The following is a 15,117-nucleotide window of genomic DNA, read 5'->3' as shown; positions in this document are numbered from 1 at the left end:
TTATTCCCATAATGGCTTTCTGATTTTTTTAATAATCGAACTTAATCTTTTATCAGTATTTGAACAATTGATTTAAGGTAAGTTCCTTTTTGTCTCTCAATTTGTTCAGGATTTTTAAAAAAGCAATTGCGGTAATGTATGCATCTCCCATTGCGGTATGCCTGTCTTTTTTAGAGATATCAAATTTATCGGCAAGATCATCTAAACTATAGTTTTCCTTGCGCTCAAAAAGAGGAGAAACCAATAACGTTTTTTTATAGAGCACCGCAGTGTCTAATGTTTTGTTTTTTAATTCCGGTAAACCATTCCTTTCCAATGCCTTGTTGATCATGGTGATATCAAATATTGTGTGGTGGGCAACGATAATGGAGCCTCCCAAAAAAGCCAAAAACTTTTGTAAGGCTTCTAATTCATTGGGGCGATCTAGGACAGATTCTCTTAAAATTCCATGAATTTTTGCAGTTGCTTGATCGTAGTGTTCTTGTTCAATAAAAACTTCAAAACTATCCTGAATGGAAATCCTGCCATTTTGTAAGACTATGGCTCCAATGCAAAGTATCCTGTCATTTGTATAATCGAAACCGGTAGTTTCTGTATCCAATACAACAAAACGCGTCGAATCTATGTTGCCTGATAATTCCTCATCGAATGATTCTTCGGATGTACCCCAAAAATCAGATAAAAAAGCTTTGATTTTTTTAAAGAAATTCATCATAATACGTTTGAAACATTAAATCGGACGGTAATGAGTTCTTGCAATTCCTTAATGGTTTTAAAAGTATTTTTTAGCTTTATTTTTTCTAATTTGGATAGTGAATCCAATGCAATATACTGACCGGAATCATTGTGTAAAAGACCTTGTTTGGTTCTAAATTTCAATAATACTTTATAGGAATAGGCACAGGCTAAATATAACTCAGCATTGTTAGGTTCTAATTCTGCCAATTTTTCAAAACGCTCTGCAGTATTACTGATGGATTTTACAGAATGAGAGATAATCAATACTCTTGCCGCATCGGCCAGCGGCATTAAAGCCCGGCTTTTTATGTCAAAAAAATCTTTGTTGGCACCGTCCTGTTCCAATAAAAATTGTCTGAAGAATCCAGTGGGTGATGGACTTTGTAGCGCGCCACTAACTAAATGAATATAAAACACGGGATTGGCTTTTATGTTTTCTAAAATAAAATCGGACAGATTGTTGACGAGTTCACTATCTCCATACGATAAGCTGTAATCAAAAAATATAAAGGACAATAAGATTTCATTTTTTCCAGGATTGGTGATCCAATGGTGAACCAGACTTTTCCACTGGCCAAGGCTCAAGCACCATTTTGGATTGGAAGCCATCATTTCTGCCGGACAATAATCATATCCAATATCAAAGAGCCCTTTATTGATATAGGAAGCCAATTCTAAAAAATATTTTTTGGTCTCTGTTTCTAATTCTTCTGGAACATCCTCATAAACTAAGGCGTTGTCCTGGTCGGTTTGCAGTAATTGTTCACTTCTTCCTTGACTTCCCAATGCCAACCATGCGAATTTCACGGGTGGCGGCGTTTCTATTTTGGTTAGCGCTATTGCAATGACTTGCTTGACACAGGCATCGTTTAATTCTGTAATTATTTTAGAAATTAGCGTCATAGGTATATTTTGATCTAAATATCCTTGTAACAAATGCATTATACTGGCTCGTATCGGCTTTATATTTTTAAATTTTTTGGCTCTTTTTACCGCTTTTATCAATACGGCCGGGTTGTTGCCAAGAGATACCATAACATCATGTTTGGATAACATTCCAACAGCTTTGGAATTGGTCGTTCCATCTTTTGTGAGGCATAAATGACTGATGTTGCTTTTCATCATTGCCATTTGAGCCTGGGTGATGGTCATTTTCTTGGGATAAGTAATAACAGGGGCAGTCATTATTTCGGCAGCTGTTGTGGTGATTGGGTATTCTCCGGTTACAATTTTATTCCTTAAATCCTTGTCTGTAATGATACCAATTGGCAGCGTATCTTCTACAACAAGAATGGCGCCCACATTTTTTTTGGTCATGATTTCAGCAATAGCTTTTGCTGTGGTTGTTGAAGAACAGGTAATTAATTTTTTAGAATATTTTACAGGCTGTAAGTCTAATAGTTTTTTATCAGTGTCCAAGGATTCGCTCCCGATTTCACCATATAGTTTTCCTCTATTGCTTATGGAATAGGGGTGGAGCGTATTAGATGCAAAGCTTTCTATTAAAAAGTTTCCCACGGCTCTATTTTCTAACGCATAAGGTTTGAAAACGGCGATGGGAATGGCATAAAGAATACTTTCTTCATAGGTTCGGGCTTCCATCTTATAATTTTCGTTGGCCATGAGTGGTCTCAATCCAAAAATATCTCCTTCATCACACATATCCAAAACATCATTATTTAGGCTTGTTCTAAGTGCTACCGCTCCTTTATGAACTACATAAAAACAGTTGTGCGTTTCTTCATTTTCGGCAAACACGATACTATCCTTTTCTTTGTAAATAATGGATATTTGTTCAGAAAGGGTTTCGATATCTTTTTGTTGTAAAAAGCTAAAAGGAGGAAAATTTTTTAAAAAGTCTGCAACTCTATGTGAGATAGTATTTTTCATGACGCTTATTTGCACCTAAGTTAATTTATAAAATAATATATAAAAAGAAAAGAAACCAAATTTGAGATCTTTTTTGTGTATCGCCATTTCAGGACGGAACAATATCTTTTACTTCTTTTTCTTCGCCATTTTCATATTCAGGACTTCCACTAAAAGCGAAAAAGAAATCGCAAAATACAAATAGCCTTTTGGTACCGGCGTGACGGGATTTCCAAAGATCAGCGCATTCGATAAATGGGCACTTTCGGTAAGTAACATAAAGCCAATTAGAATCAAAAATGACAAACCCAGAATTTGAATGGAAGGATGATTGTTGACAAAAGTGCCAACAGGAACAGCAAATTGCATCATGATAAGTACTGAAATAACCACAGCCGTAATCATGATATATAAAGCTCCGGCAACACCATTTGTCATTCCCACGGCAGTCAGAATACTGTCGAAAGAGAAAACCAAGTCAATCATGATGATCTGTAAAATCACGTTCTGAAATGATTTGGCGGCCGCCTTGCTTAATTCCCTTTCTTCTTCGCCTCTTTCTTCCACTTTTTCACGAATTTCGGTGGTGCTTTTGTAAATAAGGAATAATCCGCCGAGGAGCAGAATAATACTCTGACCGGAAACTTGTGCAGTCATCCAACTAAAATTGATCGAAAACCAAGGTTTCTTCATCGCGATGAGGTATGAAATCCCCAAAAGAAGCCCAATTCTCATAAACATGGCCAAAAACATTCCCACTTTTGTGGCTTTCTTGCGTTGTTCTGGAGGTAATTTTCCCGTGGCAATCGATATAAAAATAATGTTGTCGATTCCTAGCACGATTTCCAAAAAGGTCAAAGTTAACAAGGCAATCCAAGCGTCCGGACTTAAAAATACTTCCATTTTTATCTAGTTGTTATGAGTTATAATTTTTTGAAGCCTGATGATCAATTTATTTTAATTTGAAATTCTCTCAACAGTTCCTCGTTGTTTTTCATTTTTCCCAACAATACCGAATTCAAAAGTATACGAATTTTTTGAAGTAGTCAAAATTCGCATATCAATTGCATTTTTCTCAGCCATATTCTTCGGATGAATTTTCTGCAAAATATATTCGCAATCACTTACCCAACGAATGCTGGAAGTATCTGTCTTGCCTTCATAAGTTTCAATTTCAATCTTTTCGTTACGTTCAAAAAATGTTGTCTTTTTTACGCCGTTGACTTTGATCTCAAATTTGAATTTACCGGTTTTAAATTCCTTGCAGTTGTGTTCTACATTATAGCAGGACATTAGCAATAGGACTGGGAAAAGGAAGATTATTTTTTTCATTTTTGTTTGTCATTGCGAGGTACGAAGCAATCTTTTTAAAGTTAAATCTAATTTTTTATTCAATTTTAATATCATATTTATCCAAAAGCCCGACAATTCCTTGTGTCGAAAACTTGGCTTTCTTCATCGGATTGAATTCGGGATCAATTTTATAATTATATGCCGTTGTAAAATCAACTGCGGTTAATTGTGTGTCATTAAAAATCGCTCCGGCTAAATTAGAGTTTTCAAAAACGGAATTCGAAAGATTGGTTCCAATAAAAAAAACTTCTTTCATCGAACAGGAATTGAACTTCGTTTTCGGCATTTTCTTATTGGCAAAAGACGAATAATCCAATGCACAATCCTGAAAGCTTACACTAAATAAGAAATCTGCACAAGATTGGAATTGAATTCCAAGCAATTTGCAATTCTTGAAAAGTACCGTTTTCAAGCTTGTTCCGGACAATTGCATCATCGAAAGATTACAATCGATGAACTCGCAATCCATAAAAGTATTGTTCGAGAAATCACTATTCGAGAAATCACAGTTCTTGAAAATGCAGTCTTCAAACTCCCGATTGTTGACTTTTTTGTCCGTAAAAGATACTTTTTCGAACGTTTTATGCGTGTGTATGAGGTTTTCCATTAATCATTAAATAAACTTCGCATCATTGTTTTCAAACCCATAAGCATGAGATAAACCGCGCCGAAGCAAGTTAAGATTCCTATTCCCAAAACCAAATAATGCCAACCATTTTGCTTGTTGATAAACGCATTGTAAATCAATGATGGTCCAATAAAGAGCAAAGGCAAAGACCAAGCTAAATATTTAATTCCTTTGGATAAAAGATTTTTGTTAGTTGACATTTGGAATTTTAGATTTCAGATTTTAGATTTGGGATTTATCCCTAAAATTATCAACAGCTTTTCGTACACTTCCATATTTTTCGAGCAATTTCGCAGCTACTTCGTACGAAACAGGAATTTCACCCATAATCATTTTCACGCCGCGATCCACAAGTTTGCTGTTGCTCAATTGCATATCGACCATTTTGTTGCCTTTTACTTTTCCGAGTTGAATCATTGTGGCTGTCGAAATCATATTGAGCACTAATTTTTGTGCCGTGCCAGCTTTCATTCTGGAACTTCCGGTTACGAATTCAGGACCAACAACAACATCTATAGGGAACTTTGCCGTTTGCGAAAGAGGACTCGCTGCGTTGCAAGAAATACTTCCGGTGGTAATATTATTTTGGTTGCAAGATTCTAGACCGCCAATCACATAAGGCGTTGTCCCCGAAGCGGCAATACCAATCACTACATCATTTTCATTGATACCGTGTTCTTGCAAATCAATCCAGGCTTGTGTGGCATTGTCCTCGGCATTTTCCACCGCTCTGCGAATGGCTTTGTCGCCACCTGCAATAATTCCGTTGACCAAGTCGAATGGAACGCCAAATGTTGGTGGGCATTCCGAAGCATCAAGAATTCCCAAACGTCCCGAAGTTCCTGCGCCAATGTAGAATAATCTTCCGCCGAGTTTCATTTTAGCAACGATTTGGTTGACCAAAATGGCTATTTGTGGCAAGGCTTTTTCTACGGCAAGAGGAACGGTTTTGTCTTCCTGATTGATGTTGAACAACAATTCATGAACCGACATTTTTTCTAAATGTTCGTGTTTTGACGATTGTTCTGTGGTTTTTGTGAAAGTCATTTTTAATGTATTAACGAATGCATTCGATATGAGAATCTTTTGCAATAATTAGTTTGGAATTTTCGATTTCAGATTGGATTTTCTCCCAATTATCATTGAAATATTGATATAATTGTTTCAAAGAATAATTACCCAATTGAAAATAAATTACTTTGGGTGCTCTTTCTGAAACTAGAAAACGGTTATAGAAATCGGTGTCTTTTGTGAGAATAACCATTTCGTTTTTCAATGCATAATTCCATATTTCAGTGTCAGTCATTTGTAAATTAATGTCAGACACAAAAACAAAACGATTATCATTAAAAAAGCTGAAATATTTTGGCAAATTTACATCTACTAAAAATGAGAAATTCATAATTAACTGGCTAATTGAATGTCATTTTTATGAGAGGACAAGTTTTTCAGGGCAAACGCTATACACGCCTGAATGTCTTCTTTTTCAAGAAATGGATAGGCTTCTAAAATAGTTTCCACTGAATCTCCAGCTGATAAATACTGCAAAATGGTTTCTACAGTTATTCTCATTCCTCTAACCGTTGGTTTGCCATTGCAAACGTCTGGTTTTATGGTAATTCTATCTAAAATAGTTGCTTCCATTTTTATGGTTTTTACAAATTTAGTAAATTAATTCAATAAAGTTCTAAATAAAATACGCTAATACAATACCAATTAATATCATCGAAACCTTGGCAATATTAAACTTATGTCCTTCGCTGCTTTCGAAAATTATGGTGGACGAAATATGGAATAATATTCCGATGACGACGGCTGTAATTTCGGTGTAATAATCGTTTAAAACGGGTAAAAAATCCGACAGTATTGTTCCTAGCGGCGTCATAATTGCAAAAGTAATCATAAAGGCAAAAATGGCTTTTTTATTCAAGCTTGAATTGACGAAAAAGGTTGTCAAAATAATCGCGATTGGCAAATGATGAATCGCAATTCCTAAGGCTAAGTTGTTGTGATGACTTACCGGAAATCCTTCCAAGAAGGCATGAATGCAAAGGCTGATGAAAAGTAACCACGGCATTTGGTTCATTTTTTCGTGGCCGTGAACGTGACCGTGTTCGGCACCTTTCGAGAAAAATTCCAATATAATTTGGAACAAAATTCCCGTCATAATAAATAGTCCAATGTTGGGGTTATCACTTTTGTAAACGTCCGGAAGCAAGTGCATAACCGTCAGCGACAGTAAAAATGAACCGCTAAAGGCTAACAATAATTTGAGTGAGTTTTTGTTTTTTGGTTTAAAAAACAAGGCGATGATGTACCCAATTAGTACTGAAAATAATGGTAAAAGGTAGGTCATTATTTAAAAATCATAATTAATCGTTCGCTATCCGTTTTGTGGAATTTTTTCAATTTATAATCCCCGAAAATGTCCAACAGGAAAATTCCGGCTTCTTCCATCAAATCTTCAAAATCTTTGAGGGTTAATGCTTTTACTTTTTCGGTAAAATGAAATTTTTGGCCTTGGTCTTCAAAGTCAATTTCCTTGTAAATATGCCCTTCGCTCACGAATCGCTTGATATGAAAGTCAATATTTTCGACTGTTTTTACTTCTTCTGGAACTAAATTATTAATAACTTGGTTCACGTTCATAAAGTCGATTACGGCAAAACCATATTCAGTCAGGCTCTCTTTCATTGCCTTCAAAGTGGTCAAGTTGTCTTCGTCATTTTCGAAATAACCAAAACTGGTAAACAAATTAAATATGGCATCAAATTTATCTTCGAAAGTTTCGCGCATATCGTGCACTTGAAATTGCAAGGTTTTATTACTGTTTTTATTGGCTTCAGCAATACTGTTTTCTGATAAATCAGCGCCCACGACATCATAACCCAATTGATTCAAATAGATGGAATGACGGCCTTTGCCACAAGCCAAATCCAGCACTTTTGCTTTTTCCGGGAGATTGAGGTAATGCGTCAAATTGTCCATAAAAACTTGGGCTTCCCTATAATTTCGTTCTTTGTAAAGGATGTGATAATAAGGGGTGTCGAACCAGGAGGCGAACCAATTATGGGTTTTGGCTTCCAGGTTTGGGGTCTCAAGTTTTTGGGAATTCAGCATTTATTCTTTTTCTATTAATTCAAGTCATGCAAATTTAGTGTATTTTTGCACCGAATACTTGATTTTACAATGGAAAATAATTTTAGAATGATTGCCAAAACCTTTTTTGGTTTTGAAGAAATACTGGCAAATGAACTTAAAATGCTTGGCGCACAAGATGTGGAACAAGGCGTGAGAATGGTGAGTTTTAAAGGAGACAAGGGTTTTATGTACAAGGCAAATTTGGCTTTGAGAACCGCTTTGAAAATCTTGAAACCCATTTATTTTTTCAAGGCAAGAGACGAACAAGCTTTATATAAGGGGATTTCGGGCGTAAACTGGTCGAAATTTATCAATGCCAACCAGACCTTTGTGATTGATGCGACGGTGCATTCGGAATATTTTAATCATTCGGAATTTGTTTCCCAAAAATGTAAAGATGCCATCGTGGATCAATTTCGAGAAAGAACCGGACAACGTCCGAGTATCGAAAAAATTCATCCCGATTTGCGAATTAATATTCATATTGACAAAGACCAAGTTTCGGTGGCACTGGATACTTCTGGGAATTCTTTGCACCAGCGTGGTTACAGAACCGCTACGAATATTGCTCCAATAAACGAAGTTCTTGCGGCAGGAATTCTGTTGCTTTCGGGTTGGGATGGTCAAAGTGATTTTTTGGATCCAATGTGTGGTTCCGGAACTTTTCTGGCCGAGGCGGCCATGATTGCCTGTAATATTCCGGCAAACATCAACCGTAAGGAATTTGCTTTCGAAAAATGGAACGATTGGGACAATGATTTGTTCGATTCTATTATGGATTCCTTGATGAAAAAAGTAAGAGAATTTCATTACACCATAAAAGGGTATGACAAAGCGCCAAGTGCCGTAATGAAAGCCAAAGACAATATTAAAAACGCTAATTTAGACGAATACATAACCATCGAGGAACGAAACTTTTTTGATACCGAGAAAACCTCGCAAGGGAAATTGCATATGGTTTTCAATCCTCCTTATGATGAGCGATTGGATATTCACATGGAAGAATTCTACAAAAATATTGGTGATACGTTGAAAAAAAATTATCCAGGAACAAACGCATGGTTTATTACCGGAAATCTCGAAGCCTTGAAATTTGTGGGACTAAAACCTTCCAGAAAAATCAAACTCTTCAATGCAAGTATCGAAGCTAGATTAGTGAAATACGAAATGTACGAGGGAAGCAAGAGAACGAAGTTTCAAGTTACAGATGACAGTGTTCAGTAATCAGCCTGCCTGTCGGCAGACAGGTGTTCAGATTGCTACAACTTTAAACTTTTTCAAACTTTAAACGAAAAATAAAATGACAAAATTACAAGTACGAGCATTTCTATACCAATTGGGTTGTTTTGCAATATTATTTACCTCGATTCAATATTTAGTGGCAAAATTTACCAATTTAACCGGTTTGTGGATACCAATGACGGCTTTTGTGGCGGGAACAATTCTGGCTCCAAAATTTCAGGCGGTTAAAACCAAAGACGGCGAGAAACTATTTATGAAATGGATGTTTGTGAAGGGAATTAAGGAAATTGGATAATTTAAAAATATTATCATTAAAGATTTTGTCATTTCGACGAAGGAGAAATCACATTTGTTGCTCTCATTATGAGATTTCTCCTTCGTCGAAATGACAAATTTTTAGTTAAGTTATTTCTTCGGCGTCACTTTCTTCTTATAAATAGGAATAAAATAGGTAATGGTATAGTTTAATCCTACTCCAAAATCCCCGTTGTAGGTTCTGTTGAAGCCCGGAATATAGAGGTTGTCAAAATTAGCCGGTTTATGGTTTGAAATCAATCGGTTCAAGCGAAGGCTGAAACCCACAAATATATTGTTGATGACTTTTACTTTCACTCCAGCCACCACTTCAATCCAACTGGCGGTTAATCCGCTGAATTTTTCTCCGGAAGTTAAACTTGGAACTTCACCAAAATAGGGATTGGGGTTGTATGTTTTGTAACTGTTCAATTCTTGGCTAAAAGTACTTGCGCCATATCGCAGTCCTATGGAAATTATATTCTCCATATCCAACCAGTTTTGGTAGCCGTTATAATCAAAACCCACTTTAATATAAGAACCTTTGGTTGTAAAATTCAATCGGGAATCATCGGTTGTTTTATTTTCATTTCCAATCTCGGCGGCCAAATAATGTTTTTTTGTCAATCGATAATCTCCCACAAATTCGATTCCTTTATAACCTTTCTCATAAAAAGAACGGGTCAGTTTATACAAATCGGCACCCACACGCAGTCCATAGCGATCGGTTTTTACTACGGGAATGCTGTCGTTTTTTTTCTCTTCAACAAGTTTTTTGGTTGCCTGTTTGGGCGTTTCAGGAATCATTTCATCCCTTTTTATGCTATTGGATGAGTTTTTGGTTGGGGCAGTTTGCTTCGCCTGTTCATCCTGTGCTTGAGCCAAAACAAAAGACATGACAAGGCAAAGACTAAAAATATATTTTGACATGTGTTTCATATTCGTTTTCTATGTTACTTTTTTCAACCGAAATATATTGCATCCATTTTTGGTTAGTGGCCGGTATTGTGGTATGGGTATACGGATTGGTTGCATTCAATAAAAAAACCGTTTTAAAACCACAAGCTCTTGACACAAAAAGATTGTCACGGCTGTAGTCGAATTTGATTTTATCTTCGTTTACCAATGCTGGGTTTGGATTTCCATAGTTAAGTATAAAACTGTAACTAGTACTGTTCTCGGTAGTCTTTAAAGGTATGGAAACCTTATTTCCATTAGTTAGATATTTTGAATCATCGGTTGCAGTATTAAAAATAATTCCTTCCGTCATTCCTTCTCCGATGACTTTTAGATTGGTCACGTTTTTTAAAAGAGCAGGATTGTTTATGTCGTAAAATTGAATTACAAGTCTGGGAGTGGTGGACGTATTGGCATCGCAAATATCATCTTTCTCACAACCTGAGAAAGAGAATGTTAACAAGAATAATAATGACGCAATAAGTATTTTTTTCATAAATTTAAATATCAATGGCAATATCAATGGTAAAAATCAATTTTAATGATAACAATTGCTCCCGATAGCTATCGGGACTGAAATCTTATCTTCTCTCCAAAAGTACAACATTTTCCACGTGATGCGTTTGCGGAAACATATCCACAGGCCGAACTCGGGTCACTTTGTATTTTTCGTCCATCAAAGCCAAATCACGTGCTTGCGTCGCCGAGTTGCAACTTACATAAACAATTTTTGACGGCGTAATTTTCATAATTTGTTCAATCACGTCCTTGTGCATTCCGTCACGTGGCGGATCGGTGATAATCACGTCGGGTTTGCCGTGTTGCGCGATGAAACTTTCGTTGAAAACCACTTTCATGTCGCCAACATAGAACTCGCAATTTGTGATATTATTTCGTTGGGCATTTGCTTTGGCATCAACAATCGCTTCGGGAACACTTTCGACTCCAATTACTTTCTTGGCATTTTTCGAAACAAATTGGGCTATTGTTCCCGTTCCGGTGTATAAATCATAAACGATTTCATTGCCGGTCAATCCAGCGAAATCGCGCGTGATTTTGTACAATTCGTAAGCTTGGTCGGAGTTCGTTTGGTAAAAAGACTTGGCATTAATACTGAATTTCAAACCTTCCATTTCTTCCAGAATGAAATCTCGACCTTTATATAATTTAATGTTTTGGTCGTATAAAGTGTCGTTGGCCTTGTTGTTGACCACATATTGCAGCGAAGTAATCTGCGGAAATTTTTCGTAGATGTGATCGAGAAGCAATTCCCTGCTGGTTTTGTCATTTTCGAAAAACTGCACCAAAACCATAATTTCTCCGGTCGAAGCTGTACGCATCATCAAGGTTCTAAGCAAGCCTTCGTGATTTCTGGGATTGAAAAAAGTGAGGTTATTTTCATTGGCGAAAGCCCGAATGGCGTTGCGAATCGCATTCGAAGGATCTTCCTGCAAATGACATTTGTTGATGTCCAGGATTTTGTCCCACATTTTCGGAATATGGAAACCAAGGGCATTTCGGTTCCCCAAATCTTCGGTGCTGTCAATTTCCTTTTCGGTAAGCCAACGACTGTTCGAAAACGAAAACTCCATTTTGTTTCTGTAGAAAAACTGTTTTTCCGAACCAAGAATCGGTTCAAACTCGGGAAGTTCCACTTTTCCGATGCGCTGCAAATGGTTTTTGACTTCATTTTGCTTGTAGTACAATTGCTGGCTGTATTTCATGTTCTGCCATTTGCAACCGCCACAAACACCAAAATGTTCGCAAACCGGTTCGATTCGATGTTCTGAATATTCGTGAAATCGTACGGCTTTCCCTTCATAATACGCTTTGCGCTTTTTGAAAGTTTGCACGTCGACCACGTCACCGGGAACGACATTGGGAATGAAGATTACTTTTCCGTCCGGGGCTTTTGCCACCGAAACGCCTTTTGCACCAGCATCAAGGACTTTTATATGATCGAAAACGATTTTGTCTGTATTTTTCTTTGCCATAGCGCAAAAATAAGGCTTTGGATGGTTTTATAAATTCAAATTAGGAAATATTTTCAACAAGTTCCCATTTATTTTGGATTAAAGTGGGCAAAGTTGTATTTCTGAATTGTTAACTTTTAACGACGCATATTTTTTAAATGACTTAAAATGAAAACATTAATAACTGGATTCGAGTTAAAAAAGGTATAATAAATCTAAATAAGCGTAAAAATGTGTAGTTCATGGTTTTTTTAAACATCTTCATCGAATATATTAAAAAAAAGTTAATTATGTTTTCGGAATTATATAGCTTAGACTCATAATTCATAAATATTTCACAATTATTCTAAAGTTTTGTTTAACCTACAAACAACTTCGAAGACTTTTTCTAAAGTAGAATAATTGCATAATTTCGTTACAATAGGAATCCCAAATTCTATTGATTTTACATTTTTTAAGTTGACTTATCACATTCGTTATTTATTAAAGTAAATCATTATTTTTATGAAAACATTTCTACGTAAATCCGGAATCTTCGCTGTTGTATTTGTAATAGCCAATTTGTTTTTTGCGAGTGCCGCTTTTGGGCAGGCTGCAATAACTTCAGACCGGCCAGATTATTTGCCGGGAACAACTGCAACCTTTACAGGGAGTGGTTTTCAACCTGGTGAAACGGTATCAATACAAGTGTTGCATTCTGACATTTATCCTGTTGATACTGCCGGAGTGGAACATCAACCCTGGAATGTAACGGCTGATGCAAGCGGAAACTTTGTAACTACCTGGCAGGTGAGTTTAACTCATTGTTTGGGAAAATTATTAAGAGCCACTGCTATTGGGCAATCTTCAGGTGAAAATGTATGGACTGAATTTACAGATCCTACAATTACATCAACAGGTCCTGGGGGTAATTGGAATGACGGAGGAACTTGGGTTGGAGGAAATATACCGCTTGCTACTGACGATGTAATAATTGCCGTAGGGGCGACTGTTACCGTTTCAGATAACAGTTCAGCCAAGTCAATTACTCTTGCAGGTGGAAGTAGTAACACTAAACTCCAAATCAATTCTGGAATTACTTTATCTGTTTCAGGGAACGTAACTATAAATGCACCTGGTGCTAACGGTATCACAAATAATCTTGATGTTGGTGCGGGAATACTTAATGTGGTAGGAAATGTTAGTATAGATGGTGCAAATGGAGGAACAGGTAGAAAAGGCATTTTATCGATTTCAACTGGTACAGTCGATTTAACAGGTAATGTGGCCAATCCGTCAAATAATTCAAATGCTCAAATAAAATTCTCAGATATCGGAACACTTAAAATTGGCGGTAATTTTGTTTGGGGAAGCAGTTCAACATTTACACCGGGAACTGGTACTGTTGAGTATAAAGGCGCAGCACAAACAATTCTGGCCGCAACATATAATAATTTAAGTTTTTCAGGCACTGGTGCAAAAACGATGCAGGCAGCAACTACTGTTAATGGAGACGTCACAATAAATTCAGGGGTTACCTTTGATGAAGCTGGTATGCAAATGACACTAGGCTCGGGGTCAGAACTTACGGTGAATGGCACGTTGGATTTCAGTTCATCATCAGGATTGATTCGAAGCGCTACGTCAGGAACTACTACATTAACCATGGGCTCAACAGGAAAAATTCGTACTGTTGATGCTTTAGGTTTAGGGCCTGTAGCAAATGCTTCGTTGGTTACACAGGCAGGTGGTGCATGGGCAACATCAAGTATTAATACCAATGGTACTGTTGAGTATTATCTTAACGCAACCCAAGCGGTCACAGATAGGGATTACAATAATCTTATAATTACAAATACAGGCACAAAAACCTGGACACTTGGCGCTACCCGAACGATAAACGGAAATGTTACCATAAATAGTAGTGCACCATTAACTTTATCAGGTGCGCAAACACTCAATATTAAGGGTAATTGGTCAAACAGCGGAACATTTACTCCAGGTTCAAGCACTATTTTATTTAACGGTGGTTCAACGCAAAACATTGGAGGTTCTGCATTCACTAATTTCAATAATCTTTCGATTGCTTCGGGAACATCTGTAAATCTTGGTACTTTAAGCCATACTGCCAATAACCTCTCCCTAGGTGGTGCGGGTACAGTAGCAGGCACTTGGGGAGGTACTGGTTCAGGAGCAGCCCACATAAATCCAAATTACTTCACCACAGCAACTGGTAAAGTGACTGTTACAAATGGTTCTTGTGCCAATCCAGTTGCTCCAGTGACTGATACTAATACATATACCTATAATGGGGTAGCAAAAATGGCTACCGCAACTGTAGGAATAGGGGAAACGGTTGACTGGTATGCTGCTGCTACAGGTACGACAACTACAACCGCACCTACAGGAACCAATGCAGGCACTTATTCTGCTTATGCAGAAGCTAGAAATACAACCACTGGTTGTGTAAGTGCCACTAGGGCACTGGTAACTTTGACTATAAACAAGGTCGCTCTAACCGCTGCAACAACAGTTGCACCGAAAGTTTATAATGGTTCAGCCGTTACAGGTACAGTATCACTAGGAACCGTTAGCGGCTTGATAGGAACTGAAACTTTAATCATAACTCCATCGGCCAGCAATTTTGCCGATGCCAATGTGGGTACGGGAAAAGCCACTGCCATATCCTATACACTTGCAGACGGAACCGGACTTGCTGCCAACTACAGTATGGCCAACCTTGCAACAACTGGTGTCATCACCAAGTTTGATGTTATAGGTTCGTTCGCGGCAGACAATAAAGTTTATGACAGCAATAACAGTGCGGTTGTAATGACAGGTTCTCGCTCTGTAGCGGTTGTATTTGCAGGAGACGATTTAAGTTTAACTGGCGGAACAGCTACTTTCGACTCCAGAACCATAGGTGACGGCAAAACCGTAACC

17 protein-coding genes are annotated in these 15,117 nt (G+C 37.3%); 3 read left to right on the top strand and 14 right to left on the bottom strand.

The window, feature by feature from the left end:
* Positions 1–52: 52 nt before the first annotated feature.
* The 11 genes from B2145_RS06090 to B2145_RS06040 all read right to left on the bottom strand — a co-directional run bounded on the left by B2145_RS06090 (position 53) and on the right by B2145_RS06040 (position 7,708).
* The gene (locus B2145_RS06090; protein WP_291099678.1) at positions 53–715 is read right to left on the bottom strand and encodes a 3'-5' exonuclease; all 663 of its coding nucleotides are present in this window, start codon (positions 713–715) and stop codon (positions 53–55) included.
* A complete protein-coding gene (locus tag B2145_RS06085; RefSeq protein ID WP_291099675.1) occupies positions 712–2,628 on the bottom strand; it encodes a DUF294 nucleotidyltransferase-like domain-containing protein in 1,917 nt (638 codons plus the stop codon). Before B2145_RS06085 ends, B2145_RS06090 begins: the two co-directional genes overlap by 4 nt.
* Positions 2,629–2,736: 108 nt before the next feature.
* Entirely contained in the window at positions 2,737–3,510 is a 774-nt protein-coding gene (locus B2145_RS06080) for a TerC family protein (protein ID WP_291099673.1), read from the bottom strand.
* Between the two features lie 54 nt (positions 3,511–3,564).
* A complete protein-coding gene (locus tag B2145_RS06075) occupies positions 3,565–3,939 on the bottom strand; it encodes a DNA topoisomerase IV (RefSeq protein ID WP_291099670.1) in 375 nt (124 codons plus the stop codon).
* A gap of 55 nt (positions 3,940–3,994) precedes the next feature.
* Positions 3,995–4,567 carry a pentapeptide repeat-containing protein gene (locus tag B2145_RS06070; protein ID WP_291099668.1) on the bottom strand — a complete coding sequence of 191 codons (573 nt, stop codon included), beginning with the start codon at positions 4,565–4,567 and terminating at the stop codon, positions 3,995–3,997.
* Positions 4,567–4,788 (bottom strand): DUF6095 family protein, encoded by a 222-nt coding sequence (locus B2145_RS06065; protein WP_291099665.1) that lies wholly within the window; start codon positions 4,786–4,788, stop codon positions 4,567–4,569. The genes B2145_RS06070 and B2145_RS06065 overlap by 1 nt, the downstream gene beginning before the upstream one ends.
* A 22-nt stretch (positions 4,789–4,810) precedes the next feature.
* Positions 4,811–5,635 carry an N-acetylmuramic acid 6-phosphate etherase gene (gene murQ, locus B2145_RS06060; RefSeq protein ID WP_291099663.1) on the bottom strand — a complete coding sequence of 275 codons (825 nt, stop codon included), beginning with the start codon at positions 5,633–5,635 and terminating at the stop codon, positions 4,811–4,813.
* 10 nt (positions 5,636–5,645) lie between these two features.
* Positions 5,646–5,990 (bottom strand): DUF5615 family PIN-like protein, encoded by a 345-nt coding sequence (locus tag B2145_RS06055; protein ID WP_291099660.1) that lies wholly within the window; start codon positions 5,988–5,990, stop codon positions 5,646–5,648.
* A gap of 2 nt (positions 5,991–5,992) precedes the next feature.
* Complete coding sequence (locus B2145_RS06050) at positions 5,993–6,232, bottom strand: DUF433 domain-containing protein (RefSeq protein ID WP_291099657.1); 240 nt, start codon at positions 6,230–6,232, stop codon at positions 5,993–5,995.
* A 43-nt stretch (positions 6,233–6,275) separates the two neighbouring features.
* Entirely contained in the window at positions 6,276–6,944 is a 669-nt protein-coding gene (locus B2145_RS06045; RefSeq protein WP_291099654.1) for a ZIP family metal transporter, read from the bottom strand.
* Positions 6,944–7,708 (bottom strand): class I SAM-dependent methyltransferase, encoded by a 765-nt coding sequence (locus tag B2145_RS06040; RefSeq protein ID WP_291099651.1) that lies wholly within the window; start codon positions 7,706–7,708, stop codon positions 6,944–6,946. The genes B2145_RS06045 and B2145_RS06040 overlap by 1 nt, the downstream gene beginning before the upstream one ends.
* Positions 7,709–7,777: 69 nt before the next feature.
* On the opposite strand from B2145_RS06040, the gene B2145_RS06035 reads away from it, so the two are divergent.
* Both B2145_RS06035 and B2145_RS06030 read left to right on the top strand, forming a co-directional pair.
* Positions 7,778–8,953 carry a THUMP domain-containing class I SAM-dependent RNA methyltransferase gene (locus tag B2145_RS06035; RefSeq protein WP_291099648.1) on the top strand — a complete coding sequence of 392 codons (1,176 nt, stop codon included), beginning with the start codon at positions 7,778–7,780 and terminating at the stop codon, positions 8,951–8,953.
* A 76-nt stretch (positions 8,954–9,029) separates the two neighbouring features.
* Positions 9,030–9,266 (top strand): hypothetical protein, encoded by a 237-nt coding sequence (locus B2145_RS06030; RefSeq protein WP_291099645.1) that lies wholly within the window; start codon positions 9,030–9,032, stop codon positions 9,264–9,266.
* Between the two features lie 110 nt (positions 9,267–9,376).
* On the opposite strand, the gene B2145_RS06025 is transcribed toward B2145_RS06030, so the two are convergent.
* The 3 genes from B2145_RS06025 to rlmD form a co-directional block, all read right to left on the bottom strand.
* On the bottom strand, positions 9,377–10,204 hold the full coding sequence (locus B2145_RS06025) for a DUF6048 family protein (RefSeq protein ID WP_291099642.1): 828 nt from the start codon (positions 10,202–10,204) through the stop codon (positions 9,377–9,379).
* Positions 10,176–10,718 (bottom strand): DUF6452 family protein, encoded by a 543-nt coding sequence (locus B2145_RS06020; protein ID WP_291099639.1) that lies wholly within the window; start codon positions 10,716–10,718, stop codon positions 10,176–10,178. The genes B2145_RS06025 and B2145_RS06020 overlap by 29 nt, the downstream gene beginning before the upstream one ends.
* Positions 10,719–10,803: 85 nt before the next feature.
* Entirely contained in the window at positions 10,804–12,216 is a 1,413-nt protein-coding gene (gene rlmD / locus B2145_RS06015) for a 23S rRNA (uracil(1939)-C(5))-methyltransferase RlmD (protein ID WP_291099636.1), read from the bottom strand.
* Positions 12,217–12,699: 483 nt separating this feature from the next.
* Between rlmD and B2145_RS06010 the strand changes: the two genes are divergently transcribed.
* On the top strand, positions 12,700–15,117 hold a 2,418-nt coding region (locus tag B2145_RS06010; RefSeq protein WP_291099634.1), incomplete at its 3' end, for a beta strand repeat-containing protein.

This window comes from Flavobacterium sp. UBA5153 (genome assembly GCA_002413745.1).
Lineage (GTDB): Bacteria > Bacteroidota > Bacteroidia > Flavobacteriales > Flavobacteriaceae > Flavobacterium.
This window is presented reverse-complemented; position numbering and strand designations above follow the sequence as displayed.

Coding starts and splice junctions, on each gene's coding strand:
- B2145_RS06090 (WP_291099678.1), bottom strand. CDS start 715: ATGATGAATTTCTTTAAAAAAATCAAAGCTTTTTTATCTGATTTTTGG.
- B2145_RS06085 (WP_291099675.1), bottom strand. CDS start 2,628: ATGAAAAATACTATCTCACATAGAGTTGCAGACTTTTTAAAAAATTTT.
- B2145_RS06080 (WP_291099673.1), bottom strand. CDS start 3,510: ATGGAAGTATTTTTAAGTCCGGACGCTTGGATTGCCTTGTTAACTTTG.
- B2145_RS06075 (WP_291099670.1), bottom strand. CDS start 3,939: ATGAAAAAAATAATCTTCCTTTTCCCAGTCCTATTGCTAATGTCCTGC.
- B2145_RS06070 (WP_291099668.1), bottom strand. CDS start 4,567: ATGGAAAACCTCATACACACGCATAAAACGTTCGAAAAAGTATCTTTT.
- B2145_RS06065 (WP_291099665.1), bottom strand. CDS start 4,788: ATGTCAACTAACAAAAATCTTTTATCCAAAGGAATTAAATATTTAGCT.
- murQ (WP_291099663.1), bottom strand. CDS start 5,635: ATGACTTTCACAAAAACCACAGAACAATCGTCAAAACACGAACATTTA.
- B2145_RS06055 (WP_291099660.1), bottom strand. CDS start 5,990: ATGAATTTCTCATTTTTAGTAGATGTAAATTTGCCAAAATATTTCAGC.
- B2145_RS06050 (WP_291099657.1), bottom strand. CDS start 6,232: ATGGAAGCAACTATTTTAGATAGAATTACCATAAAACCAGACGTTTGC.
- B2145_RS06045 (WP_291099654.1), bottom strand. CDS start 6,944: ATGACCTACCTTTTACCATTATTTTCAGTACTAATTGGGTACATCATC.
- B2145_RS06040 (WP_291099651.1), bottom strand. CDS start 7,708: ATGCTGAATTCCCAAAAACTTGAGACCCCAAACCTGGAAGCCAAAACC.
- B2145_RS06035 (WP_291099648.1), top strand. CDS start 7,778: ATGGAAAATAATTTTAGAATGATTGCCAAAACCTTTTTTGGTTTTGAA.
- B2145_RS06030 (WP_291099645.1), top strand. CDS start 9,030: ATGACAAAATTACAAGTACGAGCATTTCTATACCAATTGGGTTGTTTT.
- B2145_RS06025 (WP_291099642.1), bottom strand. CDS start 10,204: ATGAAACACATGTCAAAATATATTTTTAGTCTTTGCCTTGTCATGTCT.
- B2145_RS06020 (WP_291099639.1), bottom strand. CDS start 10,718: ATGAAAAAAATACTTATTGCGTCATTATTATTCTTGTTAACATTCTCT.
- rlmD (WP_291099636.1), bottom strand. CDS start 12,216: ATGGCAAAGAAAAATACAGACAAAATCGTTTTCGATCATATAAAAGTC.